The sequence below is a fragment of the Hartmannibacter diazotrophicus genome, from assembly GCF_900231165.1.
Lineage (GTDB): Bacteria > Pseudomonadota > Alphaproteobacteria > Rhizobiales > Pleomorphomonadaceae > Hartmannibacter > Hartmannibacter diazotrophicus.
In genome coordinates this window covers 1,831,279-1,850,639 of record NZ_LT960614.1, presented here as the reverse complement: position 1 = coordinate 1,850,639, position 19,361 = coordinate 1,831,279, and the positions used below count along the sequence as shown (strand labels likewise).

The following is a 19,361-nucleotide window of genomic DNA, read 5'->3' as shown; positions in this document are numbered from 1 at the left end:
TCGGCGCGGTTTATGCCAGCCATCTCGCCGCCCGCGGCCAACATCTCGTGCTGGTTCGCCGCCGCTCCGACAAGCCTGAGGCGCTCGTCACCGACTGGCGCTCCGCTACGGAATCAGGGCCAACGGCGACGGCCTGGTGAACTGCGGCGACTGGGGATCCGCACTCGCGACCGGGGCATGTGGCGACAGGCCGTTTTCCAACCGTCCCGACGCTTGCGGCAACAGGCCAGAGCCGCCCCCGGTCGATCCTTGGCGCTATCGCCACCGCTTTACGTGGTCGACCAGGGCCCGAAGCTTTGGGGCTAGATTCCGCCGGTTTGGGAAATACAGGAAGAAGCCCGCAAAGGGCGGGCAATAGTCTTCGAGGATTGGCACCAACTGGCCGGACAGAACATAGGGCCTGAAGGTCTCCTCCATGCCGAAGGTTATGCCTCCCCCGGCGCAGGCCGTGCGGATCATCAGCAACATGTCATTGGTGGTGATCTCAGGATTGACGGCGACGTCATACTCGCGCCCTTCTTCGCCAAACTCCCAGCGGTAAGGCGCCGTCTGCGGCGCCGGACGCCAGCCGATGCAGCGATGCTGCGCCAATTCAGACGGATGCGAAGGTTTGCCGAAGCGCTCGATATAGACCGGTGCGGCAACCACGATCTGGCGCTGCTCGCCCGACACGGGGATGGCGATCATGTCCTGGTCGATCACTTCGCCAAGCCGCACCCCCGCATCATATCCCTCCGCCACGATGTCGAATTCCTCATCCGTGACGGTCACGTCGATCTGAACGGCCGGATTGGCGTGCGCGAAGCCGGCCAGCAGTGGCCCCGAGATGAAACGTTCCGCGATCGAGGACACCGCCAGCCGCAAGAGGCCGCTCGGCGCGACGTCCCGATCCGCCGCGGCGTCCAAGGCCAGGCCGACCTCGGCGATGGCCGGCGCCACGCGCTGGAAAAGCTGCTCGCCGGCCTCGGTCAGGCTGACGCTTCGCGTCGTTCGCTGGATCAGCGCGACGCCAAGGCGATCCTCAAGGCGACGGATGGACTGGCTTACCGCCGGTCGGGTGACACCCAGATGCTCCGCGGCCGCGCGGAAGCTCCGCATCTCCGCGACGGCCAGAAAGACAGAGAGTCCAGTGAGATCGATAGCCATTGGTAACTTGAAATTACCAGCATGGTTACGATTGGGCAAGTTGTCCGCTGTGCTGGCGGCCTCTAGTTTTCGGCCGGAGAATTCAGAGGGACCCAAAATGACACTTACTGACTACAGGTTGCTGGGACGCTCGGGTTTGCGTGTTTCGCCGTTGAGCCTGGGCACCATGACGTTCGGATCGGATTGGGGCTGGGGTGCGGATAGTAACGAGGCCCGCCGTATCTTCGATCTTTACATCGATCAGGGTGGTAATTTCATCGATACCTCGGTGAACTACACCAATGGAGCGGCTGAACGCTTCCTCGGTGCGTTCATCGGTGACAAGCGGGAGCGGCTCGTCCTCGCGACAAAGTTCACGATGGCCCGCGACCCCGGCAACGCCAACTCGGGCGGCAACCACCGCCTCAACATGGTGCGGTCAATCGAGCAAAGCCTGAGGCAGCTCGCCACCGACCGGATCGATCTCTTCTACCTCCACGCATGGGACATGACGACCCGGCCGGACGAAGTGATGCGGGCCCTCGACGACCTCGTCCAGTCCGGCAAGATCCTTTATGTCGGGATCTGCAATACGCCCGCCTGGCGGATCGCCGAAATGCAGACCCTCGCCGATCTGCGCGGATGGTCGCCCTTCGTCGCGCTTCAGATCGAATACAGTCTAGTGGAGCGCACCGTCGAGCATGAGCTCATGCCGATGGCAGCCGCCATGGGGCTCGGCGTGCTGCCCTGGTCGCCTCTGGGTGGCGGCGTGCTGGCCGGCAAATACACCACGGCGGACGTCCAGGATTCGCGCGAGGCCGCGGTGTCTCCCAGCCGCAAGGGCGTCATCGCCTCCTCAGGCCATCTCACCGAGCGCTCGATCGCGATCGCGCAGGAGGTCCGTGCTGTGGCCGAGGACGTGGGATCGACGCCATCCCAGATCGCGCTGGCATGGACGCTCGCGAACCCGGCGGTCGTGTCGCCCATCATGGGCGCCCGAACCCTCGCGCAGGCGGAGGAAAATCTGGGCGCTCTCGAGGTGACGTTGTTGCCAGAACAGCTCGATCGCCTGCACCGGGTCAGCGAACCCGATCCGATATTCCCGGCCCGCTTCGTGGAACGCCCCCTGGTTCAGCAGCTCATCTTCGGCGGCGCCTCCGTGGCCCGCCGCAGCTGAAAGACCAACCGCCCCCGCATACCAACGAAAGGAACGATCCCATGTCTCTCTTTTCATCGCGCTCCCTCCTTGCAGGCGCGGGCCACAGGCTGGTTGTCGCTTCAGTATTTCTGGCCGTCACCGGACCGGCGCACGCCGAGATCACGGCGTCCGACCCAGGCGCGGAGACCCATGGCACGGCCATTGAAAGACGGAACAAGGCCATCGTCCACGATGCCTTCGAGAAGCAGCAGACCTCAGAGCCCTCGCAGCGCCCAATTCGGCTTCCGCAGCCAACAGCCACAGTCGATCCCTAGGAGCCCGATCATGCGCCATGCATTTGCGGTCCTGATGACCGCCACACTCTTGAGCCCATCCGTACAAGCCGAGGAGCCCGCATTGCAAACCAACCATCCCTATGCCGGCATGTGGGTGACCGACGACGGTCGTATCCGCCACGAACTCCTGCCCACCGGTCGCTATGTCGAGGCGCGTGGCACGCGCGAGCGCGCCTATGAAGGCCGTTACGAAGTGACCGGCACGCATATCGAGTATTGGGACGACACCGGCTTCACCGCCGACGGTGACTTCGTGGACCCCGACACCTTGCATCACGGCGGTATGATCTTGCGCCGTCGAACGGATTCGGTCGCAAAGCCCTGACGCCCTGCAAGCGGCAGACGCGACGCGCCTGCCTTTTGCGGCTGGACCTTTGGGTGTCAGAGGTCTGAAGTATTTGAAGGCCCTTCAAGCTTCGCCGCAGGACCGATCCTGCTCTAACGAGCTCTCCCGACCATGGACGTCGCTGCCGCCACGATCGCCTCGCGAGGCTCGCGCGGGGTCCAGCCGAGCTCTCTCCGCGCCTTGTCGTTCGAGGTTTTCTTGGCGTAGCCCAGGTCGGGAACGAAAGGGCGCATCTCGGCATTGAAGCGTGCGGCGATGCGGACCACGAAGTCGGGCAGTATGCGCGTCGGGACCCGCTTGGCCTTATCCCCAAGCGCGGCCCTGATAATGGCGCCGATCTCCTTCAGACTAAGTGCTTCGCCGTTCGAGAGCAGGAGCCGCTCACCAGCCGCAGCCGGGTTGGTCATCGCCATGACATGAGCGCTGGCCACGTCGCGGACATCGACCACGGGTATGAAGAGGTTCGGGACCACCGGCATCGCCCCGTCGAGCATGCGCTGGACGATGTGGTTTGAACCGGAAATATCCTTGCCCATCACCGGTCCCATGACCGCGACCGGCAACATCGTGGTCAATTCCAGGCCTCCGCCCTCGGCGGCGATGAAATCCCAGGCCGCGCGTTCGGCAAGGGTCTTGCTCTTGCCGTAGGCATCGACACCGGGCCCATCCAGAATCGTCCAGTCGGCTTCGGTGAACACGTGGTCGTTATGCGGGTGCCCCCAACTCACGGCGTGGAACGCGGAGGTGAGAACGACCCGGCTTACCCCCGCGTCGCGCGCCGCACGCAGCACGCGCAGCGTGCCTTCGCGCGCGGGCACGATGACCTCGCCCTCGTTCGCAACCCTCCCAGGCTGGACCGGCGAGGCCACATGCAGGACGACGTCCATGCCGGCGACGGCCTCCGCCCAGCCGTCGTCGCGCAAGAGATCGGCCGCGACGAAGCTCAGCCTGTCGGAATGAACCATACCGGCGTCCTTAAGGACGCCGCGCACGCTCTCTTCCCTGGCCAGCGACCGGATGGTGGAGCGGACGAGATGGCCTTGCTCAAGCAGTTGGAGGATGCAATGCCCGGCGATGAAGCCGGAGCCGCCTGTGACGAGAACGCGCAACGGATTCATGACGGGTTTCCTTGGAGAACGCGACGATCATCGGCCAGACGGTCGCGCCAGCGCGTCGGCGTTGTCCGCTCCCAGCGGCGGAAGGCCCGAGCAAATGAATTGGGCTCGTCGAAGCCCACCAGCATGGAAATGGCCACCGGATCGAGCTCGGTGGTGGCGAGCAGCCGGTTTGCCGTCGTCCGCCTGACGCGCGCGAGCTGCTCCTGGAAGCTTGTCCCCAGTGCGTGGAGGCGGCGCTGGAGCGTGCGGGTGCTGATCGCGAGGCGCTTCGCCACACACGCGACACTGGGCCGGCGTCCCTCGCTCAACTGCCGAGCGATGGCGACGCAGACCTCGCCGATGAAAGCGGGAAAGCCCTCCCCTTCACGGACGCGCTGCTCCAGGCCATCCAGCACATGCGCGAACGCGCCGCCGTCCGCAGTGAGAAACGGAACGTCAAGCGCTGCGCGATCGAACACCATTGCGTCACTCGCAGCCCCGAAGACGATCGGGCAACCGAAGTGGCGACGCAGAAGCTCCTCGTCGATCGGACGCCGCGTCAGTTCGAGCCGTATCGGCGAGACCTTTCCGCCGGAGCCTCGCCAGGCAAGCTGGCGCAGCGAGGCCATCGTCATATCGACGAGCAGGCGCGGGGCCGGTCCGGTCGCCTGCAGCCAGCGGTAACGAACGACGGCTTCGCCGCCCTTTGCCTCGACCTCCACAAGTTCAGGGCAGGTCAGGCTTTTGTACCGGGAGAGCGCGGCGAGCGCGCTGCGGAAGTCAGGCGCGTGCAAGGCGACGATCGCCGCGACGCCGTAGCCGCGCGCGATCCCTTCGTCACCAAAGCGAAGGCCAGCGCGGGGATCATGGAACTCCTCCTCGGCCGCCGCCCAGATCCGGAAGAAATCGTCCGTCACCCACGCGTTCGACGTCGCCACGCCCGCGCGTGCGCACAGACGCTCGATCGGAATGGCGAGTTTCGAGAGGACACCGGTCGACAACGAGAAGGTATATGGGCTTTGCATGGACGGAACATAGGCAGGGCTGACATTCGCAACAAATCCGATCGCGCCAATCGACCATGTGAAGGCTGGTCGGGAGCCACGGTCCGACGAGGCGCTGTGGGCTGATGCCGTCCTGCGCATTCGACGCGCCTTGAACGGGCCCTTAAATCAGCCCTTCTTGTTGCGCCTGATAGACCGAGTGGACACTGCAATGAAAACCCAGGCTGCGGGCAAGGGAGCTATCCACCTGCAAGTACCAGGGGTTTGAAAGCGGTTCGGCGCTCGATTCCAATTGTACACCAAGGAGGCCTGTGAGCTCATAAATCGAGGCCGGGGCGTCGTCGGCGACATTCACCACGAGCCGATCGAACGCACCCTCCAGCGCCAATTGGACGGCCGTGGCGACGTCACGATGGTGCACCGTGCTCATGCGTTGCGCGGGATGCCAGGTGCTGATGTGTTTGGGAAGAGATTCGAGATGTCCGTCGCCGTCGCCATAGACGAACGGGAACCGGATGATTGACCAGTTCAAGCCGCTTTCCTGCAATTCCTGCTCTGCTGCCAGCTTGCTCGCGGGATAGGCGTGATGTGGATTGACCGGATCATCTTCTCGCCCAGGGTGCGGATTGTCGTTGTTATAGACATGACTGGTGCTCGACAGGATGAACCGCGCATCGGGAGCAACCGCCTGCACGGCGGTGATCAGGTTGCGCGTCCCATCGCGGTTGCTCTTCCAGATGAGACCGCTGTCCTGCGTTCGAAATACTGCGGCCAGATGCACAATCGCAGAAACCCCGCGTACGGCATTTGAGAGGGTCGCAGGGTCGAGTATGTCGCCCGTCGCGGCCTCCACGCTATCAGGACATGCCTTGCCCGCCCGCAGCAAAGCACGGCAAGAAAAGCCCGCTTCGACCAGCCGCGGAAGAAGGCGTTCGCCAACAAGCCCGGTGGCCCCCGTGATCAGTATGGTCATCCGCTCAATCCTTTCGCAAAAGGGTCTGCAGTCGTTCCGTCGCCGATTGCAGGACGCGGATTGTCGTGGCCAGATCGGCTGCATCGGTGCCACCGAAAGCAGTTTCATGAATGAATGAAAGATCGGGAAGTTCGCGCCACAGCACCTCACCTGCAGTTGTCAACGTCAGCAGACGCTGACGTTGATCTTCTCCGCTCGATGTCTGCTCGACCAAGTCTTTGCGGACGAGCGTCGAGATAATGCCGCTCAAGGTCGCCCGTTCAAGTTCGAGTGCGCGACCGAGGTCACGCTGAACCGATGGGCCGTTGTTGGCGAGATGGCAGAGGATGAACCATTGCGTGGAACCCAAGTCGTAGGGTCGCAAGGTCGCATCCATAAGGGCCCGGCCCGCGAAGTAACACCGCTTCGTCCACGTTGCCGCCGAGACGAGATCCGGGTCCGCCCGACTGCTCATATGAGAACCCTTAATTCGTTCGCTACCATACAATATTTGTATGGTAGCGAACGAATGTCAAGAAACGAAGATCCCCGAACGGGGTCGCGGCGTTCAAAAGATGGCCGGCAAGCCTCCTCACGCCTGACGGGGAGATGGCACCGTTCGCCTCCGCGGGTGTCATCGGGCCCTGTCCAGCTGCTTCAACAGGTCGATGAAGGCCCGAAGCGGCGACGGCACGTGCCGGCTGCGCGGGTAATAGAGCGCCAGGCCCGGTGCCGGCGGGCACCAGTCATCGAGAACGGTCACAAGCTGACCCGATTTCAGAAATGGCTGGACGAAGTGCTCGGGCACATAGGCGATGCCGCGCCCGGCCGTCGCTGCCTGCACGATGAGATCATTGTCGTCGAGAGTGAGGTTGCCGGGCACGTCCACCGCGATCTCGGAGCCGCGTTTGGCAAACTCCCAGCGATAGCGCTTCCCGCTGGGCAAACGTTGACGGATACAGCGATGCGCATGCAGGTCGTCGGGAGTCTTGGGTGTCGTGTGACTCTCCAGATAGGACGGCGCGGCCACGGCGATGAACCGCACGTCGCCCCCGAACTTCACCGCGACCATGTCTCGCGGGACAGCCTCCAGCAGGCGCACTCCGGCATCGAAACCCTGTTCCACGATATCGACGAGCCGCCCCTCTGACACCAGATCGAGCTCGACATCGGGATAGAGATCGAGAAATCGCGGCACGAGGTCTGTGAGCAGGATGCGGGCGCCGCCCTTGTTCGCGTTGATCCGCAGCGTGCCGCTGGGGGTCCCGCGTTCTTCCGAGAGGGTATCGAGCGCCTGGTCAAGATCCTGCAGAACCGGGTCGAGGCGTGCGAGCAGGCGCGCGCCGGCATCGGTCAGCGACACGCTGCGCGTCGTCCGGTTGAACAGCCGCACGCCCAGTTTTCCCTCCAGGCCGATGATCGCGTGGCTGAGCGCGGAGCGCGAAACGCCCATGACATCGGCAGCCCGGCGGAAACTCCGATGGTTGGCCACCGCTGCGAAAGCAGCCAGATCGTTCAGACTCGGACGCATCATTCGTGATCACTCTTCACCACCTTATCCCATATTGACGATCTTATATCACCAATATCGGCGATCTACATCGGGAGGTACACGAACGAGGAGTTCACATGCCAAAGACATGGTTCATTACCGGCGCCACTTCGGGCCTCGGCCTTGAGATGGCGCAACAGCTGCTCGCCGAAGGTCACACGGTGGTAGCAACAGCCCGCCGCCCCGAAGCCCTGGCACAGCTCAGGCAGGATCACTCCGCCCACCTGGATGTTGTCCAACTCGATCTTGTTGAATCGGACAGCATTGCCTCCGCCATCGAGAGTGCTTTTGGGCGACATGAACGGATAGACGTGATCGTCAGCAATGCGGGCTATGGCCTGTTCGGGGCTGCAGAAGAGCTCACGAAGGCGCAGATCGACCGGCAGATCGCCACCAATCTTGCCGGCTCCATCCATCTGATCCGTGCCGCGCTGCCCCTTCTCCGAAAGCAAGGCGGCGGACGGATCGTTCAGGTTTCCTCCGAAGGCGGGCAAATCGCCTATCCGGGCTTCAGCCTCTATCACGCGACCAAATGGGGCATCGAGGGTTTCGTCGAATCCGTCGCACAGGAAGTGGCCCCTTTCGGCATCGACTTCATCATTGCCGAGCCGGGACCGACGGGCACGAATTTCGGCGCCAACCTCGACCGTGCAGAACCCTCGGCTGCCTACGAGGAAACCCCTGCCGGCGCCGTTCGCCGCGCGATCAGCGACGGACGTTTCGAGATCAAGGGCGACGCGGCGCGGACCGTGGCTGCAATGATCGCGGCCGCCGAGAGCGCCGCACCGCCATTGCGGCTGGCGCTGGGCAGCACGGCCTATGCCTCGATCTCACAGGCGATTTCCGCGCGCCTGGCAGCTCTTGAGGCGCAGCGGAGCGTGGCCGATTCCGCCGACCGGCAGGATCCGTGACCCACCTCAGCGGCCTGGAAACACAGACATAAAGAGAGGACAGACATGTCCATTCGACCAACGTTATTGGCGATCGCTCTCAGCATCGCGTCTTCGTATGCCTTTGCGCAGACCGCCGCCGAAAATCAGGTATTGGGCACCTGGAAACTGGTGTCGGCGACCATCGATCCGGGTGGGCAAGATATCCCGGCCTATGGTCAGAACCCCAATGGCCTGCTCGTCTTCACGCCGGACATGCACTTTTCGGCAGTGATCACCGATGCCGATACCCCGCGCTTTGCCTCCGATGCCCGCGGCGAAGGGACGGACGAGGAAAACCGCATGGCCGTCTCTCGCAACATCGGCTTCTTCGGCACCTACACCGTCGATGAGACGGGCGAATTCAGCGGCAACCGGGTCGAAGGCGCGACCTTTCCAAACTGGGTTGGCAGTGTCCGGACCCGTGATGACCTGACGCTGGTCGTCGACGGCGACCGCATGACCGAGCATTTTCGGCGACCGGAAGGGACCGAAATCAGGATCGAATGGCAGCGCGTCAAATGAGGCATGAAAAGTGGACGGTTTGGACGCGCTCTCGCCCCTGCGCCGCTGTGTTTGAGACGGTTGCAACCGGCTACGGCAGGGCCCTGAGTTGCCGGTCTGCCGCTCGGGCCTGCCAGTCGTAGCTCCGAACGAAATCGAGAAATGCACGCATGGTCGCGCTCGGGAGGCGGCGGCTCGGATAGTACAGGAACCAGTGCGGCAATGTCGGGCTCCAATCGGGGAGGAGCTCAACGAGCCTGCCATTCAGGATATGGGGTTTGGCATAGTCGTCGAAAACATGGGCGATCCCTCTGCCGGCCAGCGCCGCCTGCAGCTCGTTGTGCGCCGAACTGACCATCAGGCGGCCCGTGGGCGTGACCTCTATCTCGTCCTCTCCGTCGGCAAACCGCCAGGTGACCAAAGTGCCACCCGGAAATCGGCGCTTGATGCAATCATGACCGACGAGATCGTGCGGCACCTGCGGCTCACCGTGCTTTTCGATGTAGTCCGGTGAAGCCACGATCGCATAGCGAAGCGCGGGGCCAAGCGGGAGCGCGATCATGTCCTGCGCCAGTTGCTTGCCGAATCTGACGCCGGCATCGAAGCCCTGTTCCACGATGTCGATCACCGCCGCGTCGCTGAAGATTTCAATGTTCACCTCGCGATAGGCATCCATGAAGTCGAACGCCAGCGGGCAGAGAAAATGATCGACCGCCGGCGCTGGCGCATTGATCCGGAGCGTCCCGGACGGTGTGTCCCTCAACTCGTCGACTTCCGCGATCGCCAGCCTGATGTCACTCAATGCGGGCGCGAGCCGTTCCAGGAGGCGTTTCCCGGCTTCCGTGGGAGACACGCTTCTCGTCGTGCGATTGAGGAGCCGGATGCCGAGGGTCTCTTCGAGCGCATTCATCGTCTGGCTCAGGGCCGATGAAGACACGCCGCGCTCGAGCGCCGCCGCGCGGAAGCCGCCGCAGCGGACGATAGAGACGAACACATCGAAGCTGTCGAGGCGAACAGGATTCATTGGGAAGTAGCGCTAATCAAGCTGGTCATAACTGCGTATCTTATCGGATCAATTGTCCCATGTCATGGTCGGTGCAACGTTGCCGATCGCGCCCTGCCCGCTTCCTTTCGCCGGTCATTTCCGGCCCCGCACCAATGAGAGAAGCGGGAGTGCGCCCAACGAAGAAGGGAAGTCCGATGAATGCCTTCACTCTCAATCGACGCGCTATCATGCTGTCCGCTGTGGCAGGTGCATCGAGCATTTTCGTCCCGGCTTTGGTCGGCTCCAGCAGCGCGAATGCCCAGGCTGCACCCTCACTGAGCGGCAACTCCGGTCACTACCGCTTTCGGGTCGGCGAGATCAGCGCGACCGTCCTGAGCGACGGCGTTATCGGCGGCCCGCCGCGTATCTATGCGAGCGACGCGCCGGAGGTGGAGCTTGAAGAGGTGCTGCGGCAAGCATTCCTTCCCACCGACCACCTGACGCTCAACCTGAATACGCTTCTGATCGAAACCGGTGGCCGCCGGATTCTGATCGAGGCCGGCGCGGGCAAGACGATGGGGCCGAATGGCGGCCGGATCTTCGACAACCTCGCGGCGATCGGCCTGAGCGCGGCGGACATCGACACGATCGTCATCTCGCACACCCATCCGGACCATGTCGGCAATCTCAGAACCGCGGATGGCGGCAAGGCCTTCCCCCGCGCCACGGTCTTCGTGCCGAAGGCGGACTGGGATTTCTTCGTCCGCACCGATCCGGATCTCTCCTACATGCCGGTGCCCGAGGAGTTCCGCCTGCGTTTCGCGGCGAACATCAAGAACAGCCTCGAACCGGTCATGAACGATGTCGAGCTTTACGAAGCCGGCGCCGAGATCGTGCCGGGCTTCACGACGCTCGCCGCCGCCGGCCACACGCCGGGCATGGCGACCTTCCTCGTCCACTCCGGAAACGATCAGCTGCTGCTGACAGCGGATCTTGCCTACCACCCGGTCGTCAACGTCGACAATCCCTGGCTTCCGGGTCCCGACCGCGACAAGGAAACCGCGCTCGCCTCCCGCCGGCGCATCTTCGACAGGGCGGCAACCGACCGCATCCCGGTACTCGGTTTCCACTTCCCCTTCCCCGGCCTCGGCCGGATGCTGAAGACCGATGGCGGCTACGCCTGGGTTCCCGCGAACTGGCAGTTTTGAGTTCAAGAATATTCGAACAGGAAACCTCTCATGGATCAGTCAAAGATCAATCGCCGCGGTTTTCTCAGAACGCTGGGAACCGCGGGAACCGGGATATATTCCAGCCTCATCAGGCAGGCGCAGGCAAATGCGGCACAGCGGTTGCGTTAACCGACTGCGCCGCGCGATCATCAATTCAGGACCGGGAGACCGACCTTGTTCTCCACCCGACGCTCGCTCCTGACGGCCTTTTTGACGCTGCCTCTCATCGATGCCGCCAGGATGAGGGCGTTCGCGCAAGCCGCACCCGATTTGCCGCTGACACTCTCCTGCGACGATGGGGACGACCTCACCCTCGAAAGTGAGGCCGGCCCCTTCTTCCGGCCGAACTCGCCGTTCGAACGCGATCTCTATCCCGACGCGCCCGGTGGCGAGCGGATCACCGTCGCGGGGTTCGTCTTCGACAATCACTGCCGGCCACTCGCCGGCAGCCTCGTCGAAATCTGGCATGCGGACGAAAACGGGGACTATGACAACGTCGGCTTCCGCCTGCGCGGACACCAGTTCACCGACGCGCAGGGGCGTTGGTGGTTCAATACGATCGTGCCCGCGCTTTATCCCGGCCGAACGCGTCATTTCCATTTCAAGGTCCAGCGTCCCGGCGGTCGTGTCCTCACCACCCAACTCTATTTTCCCGGAGAGCCCGGAAATTCCAGAGATCGTCTCTTTGACGAGACGCTGCTTCTCGACATGAAGGAAACCGGCGACGGTCGGTTCGGAAGGTTCGATTTCGTGGTGTGACCGCAAGAAAAATGGGTCCGGTACCGAGCCCGGGCTCAAGCTGGCGAGGTTCGTGCTGACCCTACAAAGTGGCATGGCGATCCGCGCCCGTGACGGAGCGGAACGCGCCGAACTCGCGTCTGTCGCGGAAATCACCCTGGCCGGCTGGGACCAAATCACGGCCGCGATTGATCACGGGATACAGGGCAAGGCCTGATCCTGACGGCAGCGAAGGGCTTATCGCTTCAGGGACTGCCCGCGGTCGTGGCGCGTGGCCGACGAATCTTGCGACGCTGGATGCGGTAGACGGCAGCCGGAGGCACGTTTGCGAAGGTACCCCCCAGATAGGTGGCCTTGAGGCCCAACCGGTCGAGCAACGGACGCGATACCGGACAGCGCGGACCATATGTGAACTGATAAAACGCACCGTTGGCACGAAGATGCGCGAAGGCGCCTTCCAGGATCGAATAGACCGTTCGCGGCGCCATCGAGAGAAGCGGCAGGCCGCTGATGACGGCCCCCGCCGGGGTGTCATGGAACAGCTCAACATGGCGCAATCGCGCCGCGTCCATGCACAAGGTCTTCGCGCGCGGGAAATCGGCATTCAGCTTCGCGGCAAACTCCTTGCCGAATTCGATGAGCGCGAGGTTCTCCTCGACAACGCCACGCGCCAACAGCGCGCGCGTGAACACCCCCGTTCCGGGGCCGAGTTCGAGGATTGGCCCGGTTTCCGCAGAAACCTCCGACACCATCAAAGCCGCCAAGGCCCGTCCCGATGGCGTCACGGAGGCGACCCTGAGCGGTTCGGATAACCAGGCGCGGAAGAACTGGAGGGTCTCTGACGACTTGTTCAGCATGCTTGATCTTCCGAGGAGGCCTGGCGCCAATTGGTTCGCCCAAGCAGGCGCCAGATCAGCACGGACAGCGCCTCAACCGCCAGAACGAGGAGCAGAAACTTGATCGCCAAGACTGATGCATTGAGGCCGGGGATCGACCGGGCGGCCGTGTAGCCCGCGGCGAGGAACACCCCATTCCACAGGGCGATGCCCAAAAGAGTGCCGGTCGCAAAGCGCCATGCATTCAGGCGAACAAGCGCAGCCGCCAGCGGCGCGACGAAGCGGACTGTCGGGATAATCTGCGCAACCAGGGACAGGCTCCGGTCACGCGCTCGAAAGGAGATGAGCATCCTGTCGATGCGCTTCGATGACAAGCCAAGGAGCCGTCCAACGCCATACAAAAGCCTGGCGGACACACCCTGCCCGACAGCCCGGACGACGAGGAACAATGCCAGACTGGCGAGCACGCTTCCGCAGGTAGTCATGATGAAAGCGGCCGGAAACGACCAGTTGCCTTCGGCTGCGGCCATACCGATGGCAACCAGCATGGCATGGGACGGCAAGGCCGGGAGGACGCGTTCCGCCAGTCCGGCTGCAAACAGGCCGAGCATCCCGTAAAGAGCGATCCAGTCGACGAGACTTGCGAGGGGGTCCATCCGTCACGCCTCCGCGGCAAGGCTGGACCCACTCGAATTGGCGTTGAGAGGCGTTGCCGCCGCCGCAGCGAAATCAACGTTCGCCAGCGTTTCCGAGACGTCCCAGAGCCGGCGGGCGACGTGGAACTCCCGTGCGGCTGCCGGGATTGCCGCCTCGCCCGGATAGCCGCGCGTCTCCGAAAACCTGTCGGGACCGTAGTAGCGGCCGCCGCGAGCCTCTGGTGACGTTGCCGCGAACAACGTTGGCAGGGCGCCCTGCGCCGCCGGCTGAAACAGAAACCACAAGATCGACCGCAAAAGTCCCTGGGCACTGTATCGCCCCGGGGCGTTGTGCAGAAGGTCGGTTCGCGAAATCCCGGGATGGGCAGCAATACTCATCAGGCCCCAACCGGCTTCATCGCCGCGGCGCTGAAGTTCGAGCGCGAACATCAGGCAGGCGAGCTTGGATTGCGCGTAGACGGGCATCGGCCGATAGGCCTTTTCGGCCTGAAGATCATCAAAATTGATGGTGGCATTTCCGCGCGCGGCGACACTGGACAGCGTGATCACACGAGCATCCTGCCCACGCCTGAGTAAGGGCAACAGATGCGCAGTCAGCGCGAAGTGGCCGAGATAATTGGTCCCGAACTGGAGTTCGAACCCATCCGTCGTCGTCTGGCGCTGCGGCGGCGTCATCACGGCGGCATTGTTGATCAGAGTGTCGATCCGCTCCCGGCTGTCGCGCAACCGCTGCCCGAATGCGGCGACAGAAGCGAGATCCGCGAGATCAACGGGTTCGAAGCTCACATTCGCATGCTTCACCGACTGTCTGATGCGGGCAACGGCGTCGCTTCCCTTGCGAGGGTTTCGCCCGGCGATAATGACGTCGCCGCCTGCGCGCGCAAGCGCAAGAGCATCATGGAAGCCGAGGCCGCCGGTGCCCGTGACGACGATTGTCCTGCCGTTCTGGGACGGCATGTCCTGGGTGGTCCAGTTCTTTCGCATCCGGAAATTCTTTCGTCGCCGTTAGGAGGAAGCTGCCTGGAGCGGCTGCAAGACGGCTTCAGCCAGCGCCGCCTCGCGCATCGGTGCCGCCTTGGCCCGGTAATCGGCATCCATCGCCAACTCGGCAAAGGCCCGGCGGGTGGGGTAGCGGACGAGAGCCACCGCGTCCCAGGCCTGTCCGGGCTCTGCCGAAAGAGCCGGGAGGCCACTGCCCACATAGACGATCTCCGCCCCGAACCGGGCGACGATCGGTGTGGCCACGGTGAGGTAGTCCGCGTAACGCTCCCGGCCGCCGTCTTCCTGGAACCGCAGGAGATTCAGCATGACGACGGGTCGTCCGTCGTCTTCGTTCAGGAAGCGATCGAGCGCATCTTCAATGAGCGTAAGCATACCAACCTCGGATCTGGGATCATTGACGGGTTCAGCCTGACGCAGCCGTTCCGGCGACCGTCCTTCTCGGAGGAAACCGGCAACGCGCTGGTTGGCGACCAGAAATCCAGGCTAGATGGTGTTCCCAACGATCAGAATATCCGAACCTTCAAGAAATTTGCCTATTCCTGCAGATTGGGGACACCTTCGGACGTTCAGGTGCAGCTTTGGCGGCACAGGCGACTGGAGCCCACAGGACGTCGTCCCGTGCGGCCGCCGTTAACGCGCATATCGAGGATCGCGGCAGCGGCCAGGGCCTGTTCACAACGCCAACGAAGGGTTCAACTTCGTCCGGTCGATGCAGAACATGTGAGGAGGATCACCAAAAGCCGCTCCTGGCAGTATTGCCGGGAGCAGTCGCTCTCAGGACATGGCGAGGCCGCTACGCCGTTTGTATCCTGCGACCGACATATTCGCTGTAGAGGCGCTGCTGGTTCATGACGTCACGCTTGGGAGCAACGCCAAACATCCGGGAATATTCGCGGCTGAACTGGGACGCGCTTTCGTAGCCGACCTGATAGGCGGCATCGGCGACGTTTGCATCTTCCGTCACCATCAGACGTCGCGCCTCAAGCAGGCGCAATTGCTTCTGGAACTGCAGCGGCGTCATCGACGTCATGGCCTTGAAGTGCTGATGGAATGACGATTGGCTCATTCGGGCCACTTCCGCCAACTCCTCCATACGCAGCGTCCGGGTCATGTCCTCATGCATGAGGTGGAGCACTTTGGCGATCCGCGCCGCGTTCGACTCGGGCTCGACCAGCTTGCAGAGTTCACCGCCATTCGGACCGCTCAAAAGCCAGTAGCAGATCTCGCGCATGATGGACGGAAAGAGGATCGGGATCGCCTTCGGCGTCTCGCACATCCGCAGAAGGCGGAGGACACACTCGGCTAGAGGCTCATCGACCTGCCGCACGAACAGGCATGGACTGGAACTGGCCGGGGGCGCCGGGGGCACGTCGAGCTGTTCCAGCACGTCGCGGATCATCGCCACGTCCAGCTCAAGGGTCAGACCGGTGTATGGCGCATCCGGGCTTGCCTCGACGATGTGTCCCGTCGCCGGCAGCGTCATGCCGACTGCCAGACACTCCATCGCGCCGTAGCGAAGCGTGTCTTCCCCAAGGATGATTTCCTTCGCCCCCTGGACCACGACGCAGATCGACGGCTTGTAAACTTGCCGCATCCGCATTCTTTCCTTGAAGGAACGGACGATATTGAAGCTGCCGATCGGCGTCGGGAACACACCCTGCCCCCCGCCCTGCGCCTCGATATAGGCAGTGATTGCGCTAAACAGCGATGGCGGCACACGCACCTCCGAAGTGTCGCGAGGCCAGCGCAGCACCCGGCCCTCAACGGGCAACGTATCGCCGCCTGCAGGATTGGGCAAGTTTTTTGAGGCTTCCGGCATTCTGGTCATCAGACACTCCATCTAGCTTGAGGATGCGAACCAAGCGAGGAGTGCATCGAACATGACAGAAGCCACCGCGCAGTCAATAGATCGACCAAGAACTTCTCTTCTCCATTCCAAATACCCACAAAGTGAATATGTGCGCGGCAGGCGCATGGCTTCTATCTTCATTACACTTCTTCTCATCAACGCATTTTCCCAGATCGACAGAATACTGCCTTTCATTCTAGCCGAGTCCATCAAAACCGACATGGGTTTGAGCGATACCCAGATTGGCCTGCTTACAGGCCTCGCCTTCGCGGTATGCTATTCGCTGCTGTCGTTGCCTCTCGCACAAGCCTCAGATCGCGGATCGCCCCGCTTCGTCCTGGTCTCGTGCATTCTGCTCTGGAGCGCGATGACGGCGCTCGGTGGCTTTGCCGCAAGCTTTCTGCTGCTGGCATTCACACGTTTCGGCGTCGCGTTCGGAGAAGCCGGCGCGGTGCCTGCCGGCCATGCCCTGATCGCCCGCAAGATCCGGCCCGAGCGTCGCGGCCTGGCGATCGGGCTGTTCGCGATGGGCATTCCTCTTGGCACCATGGTCGGCTTCGCCGCGGGAGGTGCAATCGGCGACACGCTGGGATGGCGCACCACCTTGATCGGCGCCGGAGCCATCGGCGGGCTGATTGCCCTGCTGGCCTTCGTTGTGCCGGGGCCGACCCCGACGCTCGCGCGCACGGCCGCCAATAGCGAACCTTTCCTGCGATCCAGTCGACGATTGCTGGCCTCCCCGGCATTTGGCTGGCTGTTCATCGGCGCCATTTTCCTCGGCTTCGCCGCAGCACCCTTCTACGCCTTCTCCGCTCCGTTTCTCATCCGCACGCATGGCTTCAGCGCGAGCGAGGTGGGACTGGCCTTCGGTCTCCTGCAGGGCCTGATGGGCATCACCGGCACACTCCTGGGCGGACGCTGGTTCGACCGCGCGGTGAGCTCGGGCACCGGGAGAGTGCTCGGACCTCCAGCCATTCTCTTCCTGATCGCCAGTGTGACCACGAGCGCGGCGTTGTTCGCGCCGGCGGGCTGGTTATCGATCGCCTTGCTGGTGCCGGGGATGCTGTCCTTCTCATTCCTGCTGCCATGGGCCTTCGGCTCAGCCCATCTCGTGGCCGGCGAGGGCAAGCAGGCGCAGGCGTCCAGCCTCCTGATGATCGGCTCCGGCCTTCTTGGGCCAGCGCTCGGGCCGCTCATCGTCGGCATCGTCAGCGACGCGGTGACGGCTTCGCAGGGACCCAATGGCCTTGGCTTCGGGCTGCTGGTCGTCCCGATCGCGAGCGTCCTGACAGGCATCGCCCTGCTGATCGCAAACCGGCGCATCGCCGCTTTGCTTTGACGACGACGACTTTCGCCTCCTCCCGAGCGGCCGACAAAATGCCCTGGCCCGCCCATCGCCGGGCATGGCCGCACCTGTCGCAAGCAAACCACTCATCTCGAGAAAGGAACCATCAGAATGTCCGATGCCGATACCTCACGCCGCACCTTCATGGCCCTCGCGGCGGCCGCTCCCGCGACTCTCGCCATGGGAAGCACGGCTTCGACCCAGGCAGCCACGGTCGGCCCATCCACTCTCCCCGGCGCCGGCAGGGCAGCTGTCGTCACCGGCTCGTCGCGGGGCATCGGCGCTGCCACCGCCAAGCGTCTGGCGCGCGATGGCTTTGCCGTGACCGTGAACTACCTCACGAACCGTGATCTCGCCGACCGCGTCGTGGCCGACATCGAGGCGGCTGGGGGGCGCGCCATCGTTCGCCAGGCCGACGTCGCCGATCCCGCAGCGGTCAAGGCTCTATTCGACGCCAACGACGAGGCGTTCGGCGGGGTTGATGTCGTGGTCAACAACGCTGGCATCATGAATGTCGGCCCCTTTGCCCAGATGACGGACGCGGCCTTCGATCGAATGATGGCCACCAATGTCAAAGGCAGCTTCAACGTGCTGCGCGAGGCGGCGCGACGGACGCGTGACGGCGGCCGGATTATCAGCCTGAGCTCCAGCATCATCAAGACGCCCCCCCCGGCCACGGGCGCGTACGCCGCCACAAAAAGCGCCCAGATGCTCTTTTCCAGCGTCCTTGCGAAGGAGCTGGCCGGTCGCAACATCTCGGTCAACGCGGTGGCGCCTGGCGCCGTCGACACGCAGCTCCTCCGTCAGCACGGCGAAGAAGCGCTCCGCGGAATTCCCGAACAGACCCCCCTCGGTCGCCTGGGCCTGCCGGAAGACATCGCCGGCGTCATCGCGCTTCTTTGTTCGCAGGACGGCGCCTGGATCGACGCTCAGATCGTATTCGCAAACGGCGGGCTGGGGTGACGGAAAGCCACCCGCCGATGACCAACGGGCGCATCGCCGCATCGCCGCATCGCCGCATCGCCGCATCGCCGGGACGAGAGCGACACCCAGGCTGTCCTTGGCAATGTCACGGCGACGTGTGGACGCGCGGCCCGCTCTGGCACACGGATGCATCGGCAGAGGGTCTCGCGCCGCCAACTCTCGACTTGATATGTCGGAGCCCCTTCCTCTCAATCCATGGGAATGCGCGATGAAGTACAAAACGCTCGGCAATACTGGCCTGTTCGTCTCCGAGATCTGCCTTAGGTCAAACTGTCAGAAATATAGCGGCAGCTTCTGAGAGTAAGCAAAAGTTCCTGAGCGACCGATGCCAGGGCACAAAGCAGGCTCGCCTTTGCGCACCATTCCACGCCAGAGCACTCCCACCCACCGGGTCGGGTTTGCATCATCCTGAGAGTGCGCGCAGACCGGTCCCGCGGGGCAGATGGAGTAGGCCAGCTCAATGGGAGTGAAAGACGGACGAGAACGGCAATCACGCGAAGGCGAAAACCGCCACCGAAACGATACCATTGCCGCCGTTTGTATCCCTCACTCCCACTCGATTGTTAAAAGGCACACAACCCATTGAAATTGCTTGTAAATGGTTTCTGATGGGGAGAAATTGCCGACGCAGAGGCCGTCAAAAAGTTACGCTTTTGATTTTAAAGGCAAAATCGCCGGAAAAATATTTTTGGCGTCTCGCCAACTATCGGAGCCAATCGGCCGATTTTCGCTCT

General features: G+C 63.1%; 21 protein-coding genes. 9 read left to right on the top strand and 12 right to left on the bottom strand.

Annotated features, from left to right (window positions below):
- Nucleotides 1-255: 255 nt before the first annotated feature.
- Nucleotides 256-1,146 carry a LysR family transcriptional regulator gene (locus HDIA_RS08630; RefSeq protein WP_099555802.1) on the bottom strand — a complete coding sequence of 297 codons (891 nt, stop codon included), beginning with the start codon at nt 1,144-1,146 and terminating at the stop codon, nt 256-258.
- 97 nt (nt 1,147-1,243) lie between these two features.
- Here HDIA_RS08630 and HDIA_RS08625 point away from each other — a divergent pair, with 97 nt between their 5' ends.
- Both HDIA_RS08625 and HDIA_RS08615 read left to right on the top strand, forming a co-directional pair.
- Nucleotides 1,244-2,302: an aldo/keto reductase gene (locus HDIA_RS08625; RefSeq protein ID WP_099555801.1), complete on the top strand. Its 1,059-nt coding sequence runs from the start codon at nt 1,244-1,246 to the stop codon at nt 2,300-2,302.
- 306 nt (nt 2,303-2,608) lie between these two features.
- A complete protein-coding gene (locus tag HDIA_RS08615; RefSeq protein ID WP_099555799.1) occupies nt 2,609-2,944 on the top strand; it encodes an Atu4866 domain-containing protein in 336 nt (111 codons plus the stop codon).
- 113 nt (nt 2,945-3,057) lie between these two features.
- Here HDIA_RS08615 and HDIA_RS08610 read toward each other — a convergent pair whose 3' ends face one another.
- The 5 genes from HDIA_RS08610 to HDIA_RS08590 form a co-directional block, all read right to left on the bottom strand.
- A complete protein-coding gene (locus tag HDIA_RS08610; RefSeq protein WP_099555798.1) occupies nt 3,058-4,083 on the bottom strand; it encodes an SDR family oxidoreductase in 1,026 nt (341 codons plus the stop codon).
- On the bottom strand, nt 4,080-5,207 hold the full coding sequence (locus tag HDIA_RS08605; protein ID WP_099555797.1) for an AraC family transcriptional regulator: 1,128 nt from the start codon (nt 5,205-5,207) through the stop codon (nt 4,080-4,082). Before HDIA_RS08605 ends, HDIA_RS08610 begins: the two co-directional genes overlap by 4 nt.
- Before the next feature lie 22 nt (nt 5,208-5,229).
- Nucleotides 5,230-6,039 (bottom strand): NAD-dependent epimerase/dehydratase family protein, encoded by an 810-nt coding sequence (locus tag HDIA_RS08600; RefSeq protein WP_099555796.1) that lies wholly within the window; start codon nt 6,037-6,039, stop codon nt 5,230-5,232.
- Between the two features lie 4 nt (nt 6,040-6,043).
- Nucleotides 6,044-6,403 (bottom strand): MarR family winged helix-turn-helix transcriptional regulator, encoded by a 360-nt coding sequence (locus tag HDIA_RS08595; RefSeq protein WP_245884208.1) that lies wholly within the window; start codon nt 6,401-6,403, stop codon nt 6,044-6,046.
- Nucleotides 6,404-6,652: 249 nt separating this feature from the next.
- Nucleotides 6,653-7,552, bottom strand: coding sequence for a LysR family transcriptional regulator (locus HDIA_RS08590; protein ID WP_099555794.1), 900 nt, complete (start codon nt 7,550-7,552; stop codon nt 6,653-6,655).
- 95 nt (nt 7,553-7,647) lie between these two features.
- Here HDIA_RS08590 and HDIA_RS08585 point away from each other — a divergent pair, with 95 nt between their 5' ends.
- Together HDIA_RS08585 and HDIA_RS08580 are read left to right on the top strand one after the other, a co-directional pair.
- A complete protein-coding gene (locus HDIA_RS08585; protein ID WP_099555793.1) occupies nt 7,648-8,481 on the top strand; it encodes an SDR family oxidoreductase in 834 nt (277 codons plus the stop codon).
- Between the two features lie 45 nt (nt 8,482-8,526).
- The gene (locus HDIA_RS08580; protein WP_099555792.1) at nt 8,527-9,024 is read left to right on the top strand and encodes a lipocalin-like domain-containing protein; all 498 of its coding nucleotides are present in this window, start codon (nt 8,527-8,529) and stop codon (nt 9,022-9,024) included.
- Nucleotides 9,025-9,094: 70 nt separating this feature from the next.
- Here the strand turns inward: HDIA_RS08580 and HDIA_RS08575 are convergent, their stop codons facing one another.
- The gene (locus tag HDIA_RS08575) at nt 9,095-10,027 is read right to left on the bottom strand and encodes a LysR family transcriptional regulator (protein ID WP_099555791.1); all 933 of its coding nucleotides are present in this window, start codon (nt 10,025-10,027) and stop codon (nt 9,095-9,097) included.
- Nucleotides 10,028-10,203: 176 nt separating this feature from the next.
- Between HDIA_RS08575 and HDIA_RS08570 the strand changes: the two genes are divergently transcribed.
- The 3 genes from HDIA_RS08570 (at nt 10,204) to HDIA_RS08560 (ending at nt 12,172) form a co-directional block, all read left to right on the top strand.
- Nucleotides 10,204-11,196 carry an MBL fold metallo-hydrolase gene (locus HDIA_RS08570; RefSeq protein ID WP_099555790.1) on the top strand — a complete coding sequence of 331 codons (993 nt, stop codon included), beginning with the start codon at nt 10,204-10,206 and terminating at the stop codon, nt 11,194-11,196.
- Nucleotides 11,197-11,391: 195 nt separating this feature from the next.
- Nucleotides 11,392-11,976 (top strand): dioxygenase family protein, encoded by a 585-nt coding sequence (locus HDIA_RS08565; protein WP_099555789.1) that lies wholly within the window; start codon nt 11,392-11,394, stop codon nt 11,974-11,976.
- Nucleotides 11,977-12,028: 52 nt separating this feature from the next.
- On the top strand, nt 12,029-12,172 hold the full coding sequence (locus HDIA_RS08560; protein WP_197708114.1) for a hypothetical protein: 144 nt from the start codon (nt 12,029-12,031) through the stop codon (nt 12,170-12,172).
- A gap of 28 nt (nt 12,173-12,200) precedes the next feature.
- Here the strand turns inward: HDIA_RS08560 and HDIA_RS08555 are convergent, their stop codons facing one another.
- The 5 genes from HDIA_RS08555 to HDIA_RS08535 all read right to left on the bottom strand — a co-directional run bounded on the left by HDIA_RS08555 (nt 12,201) and on the right by HDIA_RS08535 (nt 16,166).
- Nucleotides 12,201-12,812, bottom strand: coding sequence for a class I SAM-dependent methyltransferase (locus tag HDIA_RS08555; RefSeq protein WP_099555788.1), 612 nt, complete (start codon nt 12,810-12,812; stop codon nt 12,201-12,203).
- Nucleotides 12,806-13,447 (bottom strand): DedA family protein, encoded by a 642-nt coding sequence (locus tag HDIA_RS08550; protein ID WP_099555787.1) that lies wholly within the window; start codon nt 13,445-13,447, stop codon nt 12,806-12,808. Before HDIA_RS08550 ends, HDIA_RS08555 begins: the two co-directional genes overlap by 7 nt.
- A gap of 3 nt (nt 13,448-13,450) precedes the next feature.
- A complete protein-coding gene (locus tag HDIA_RS08545) occupies nt 13,451-14,431 on the bottom strand; it encodes an SDR family oxidoreductase (protein WP_099555786.1) in 981 nt (326 codons plus the stop codon).
- A gap of 21 nt (nt 14,432-14,452) precedes the next feature.
- Nucleotides 14,453-14,821, bottom strand: a complete 369-nt coding sequence (locus tag HDIA_RS08540) for a DUF1330 domain-containing protein (RefSeq protein WP_099555785.1) — start codon at nt 14,819-14,821, stop codon at nt 14,453-14,455.
- A 421-nt stretch (nt 14,822-15,242) separates the two neighbouring features.
- Nucleotides 15,243-16,166: an AraC family transcriptional regulator gene (locus tag HDIA_RS08535; RefSeq protein ID WP_245884273.1), complete on the bottom strand. Its 924-nt coding sequence runs from the start codon at nt 16,164-16,166 to the stop codon at nt 15,243-15,245.
- 163 nt (nt 16,167-16,329) lie between these two features.
- Here HDIA_RS08535 and HDIA_RS08530 point away from each other — a divergent pair, with 163 nt between their 5' ends.
- Both HDIA_RS08530 and HDIA_RS08525 read left to right on the top strand, forming a co-directional pair.
- Nucleotides 16,330-17,637 carry an MFS transporter gene (locus HDIA_RS08530; RefSeq protein WP_099555783.1) on the top strand — a complete coding sequence of 436 codons (1,308 nt, stop codon included), beginning with the start codon at nt 16,330-16,332 and terminating at the stop codon, nt 17,635-17,637.
- Nucleotides 17,638-17,754: 117 nt separating this feature from the next.
- The gene (locus tag HDIA_RS08525) at nt 17,755-18,606 is read left to right on the top strand and encodes an SDR family oxidoreductase (protein WP_099555782.1); all 852 of its coding nucleotides are present in this window, start codon (nt 17,755-17,757) and stop codon (nt 18,604-18,606) included.
- Nucleotides 18,607-19,361: the final 755 nt, after the last annotated feature.

What these genes read in the sequence shown, in the direction of transcription:
- HDIA_RS08615 (WP_099555799.1), top strand. Translation starts at nt 2,609, where the DNA reads ATGCGCCATGCATTTGCGGTCCTGATGACCGCCACACTCTTGAGCCCA.
- HDIA_RS08610 (WP_099555798.1), bottom strand. Translation starts at nt 4,083, where the DNA reads ATGAATCCGTTGCGCGTTCTCGTCACAGGCGGCTCCGGCTTCATCGCC.
- HDIA_RS08570 (WP_099555790.1), top strand. Translation starts at nt 10,204, where the DNA reads ATGAATGCCTTCACTCTCAATCGACGCGCTATCATGCTGTCCGCTGTG.
- HDIA_RS08580 (WP_099555792.1), top strand. Translation starts at nt 8,527, where the DNA reads ATGTCCATTCGACCAACGTTATTGGCGATCGCTCTCAGCATCGCGTCT.
- HDIA_RS08600 (WP_099555796.1), bottom strand. Translation starts at nt 6,039, where the DNA reads ATGACCATACTGATCACGGGGGCCACCGGGCTTGTTGGCGAACGCCTT.
- HDIA_RS08625 (WP_099555801.1), top strand. Translation starts at nt 1,244, where the DNA reads ATGACACTTACTGACTACAGGTTGCTGGGACGCTCGGGTTTGCGTGTT.
- HDIA_RS08555 (WP_099555788.1), bottom strand. Translation starts at nt 12,812, where the DNA reads ATGCTGAACAAGTCGTCAGAGACCCTCCAGTTCTTCCGCGCCTGGTTA.
- HDIA_RS08530 (WP_099555783.1), top strand. Translation starts at nt 16,330, where the DNA reads ATGACAGAAGCCACCGCGCAGTCAATAGATCGACCAAGAACTTCTCTT.
- HDIA_RS08585 (WP_099555793.1), top strand. Translation starts at nt 7,648, where the DNA reads ATGCCAAAGACATGGTTCATTACCGGCGCCACTTCGGGCCTCGGCCTT.
- HDIA_RS08630 (WP_099555802.1), bottom strand. Translation starts at nt 1,146, where the DNA reads ATGGCTATCGATCTCACTGGACTCTCTGTCTTTCTGGCCGTCGCGGAG.
- HDIA_RS08590 (WP_099555794.1), bottom strand. Translation starts at nt 7,552, where the DNA reads ATGATGCGTCCGAGTCTGAACGATCTGGCTGCTTTCGCAGCGGTGGCC.
- HDIA_RS08540 (WP_099555785.1), bottom strand. Translation starts at nt 14,821, where the DNA reads ATGCTTACGCTCATTGAAGATGCGCTCGATCGCTTCCTGAACGAAGAC.
- HDIA_RS08605 (WP_099555797.1), bottom strand. Translation starts at nt 5,207, where the DNA reads ATGCGCAGGACGGCATCAGCCCACAGCGCCTCGTCGGACCGTGGCTCC.
- HDIA_RS08525 (WP_099555782.1), top strand. Translation starts at nt 17,755, where the DNA reads ATGTCCGATGCCGATACCTCACGCCGCACCTTCATGGCCCTCGCGGCG.
- HDIA_RS08550 (WP_099555787.1), bottom strand. Translation starts at nt 13,447, where the DNA reads ATGGACCCCCTCGCAAGTCTCGTCGACTGGATCGCTCTTTACGGGATG.
- HDIA_RS08575 (WP_099555791.1), bottom strand. Translation starts at nt 10,027, where the DNA reads ATGAATCCTGTTCGCCTCGACAGCTTCGATGTGTTCGTCTCTATCGTC.
- HDIA_RS08545 (WP_099555786.1), bottom strand. Translation starts at nt 14,431, where the DNA reads ATGCGAAAGAACTGGACCACCCAGGACATGCCGTCCCAGAACGGCAGG.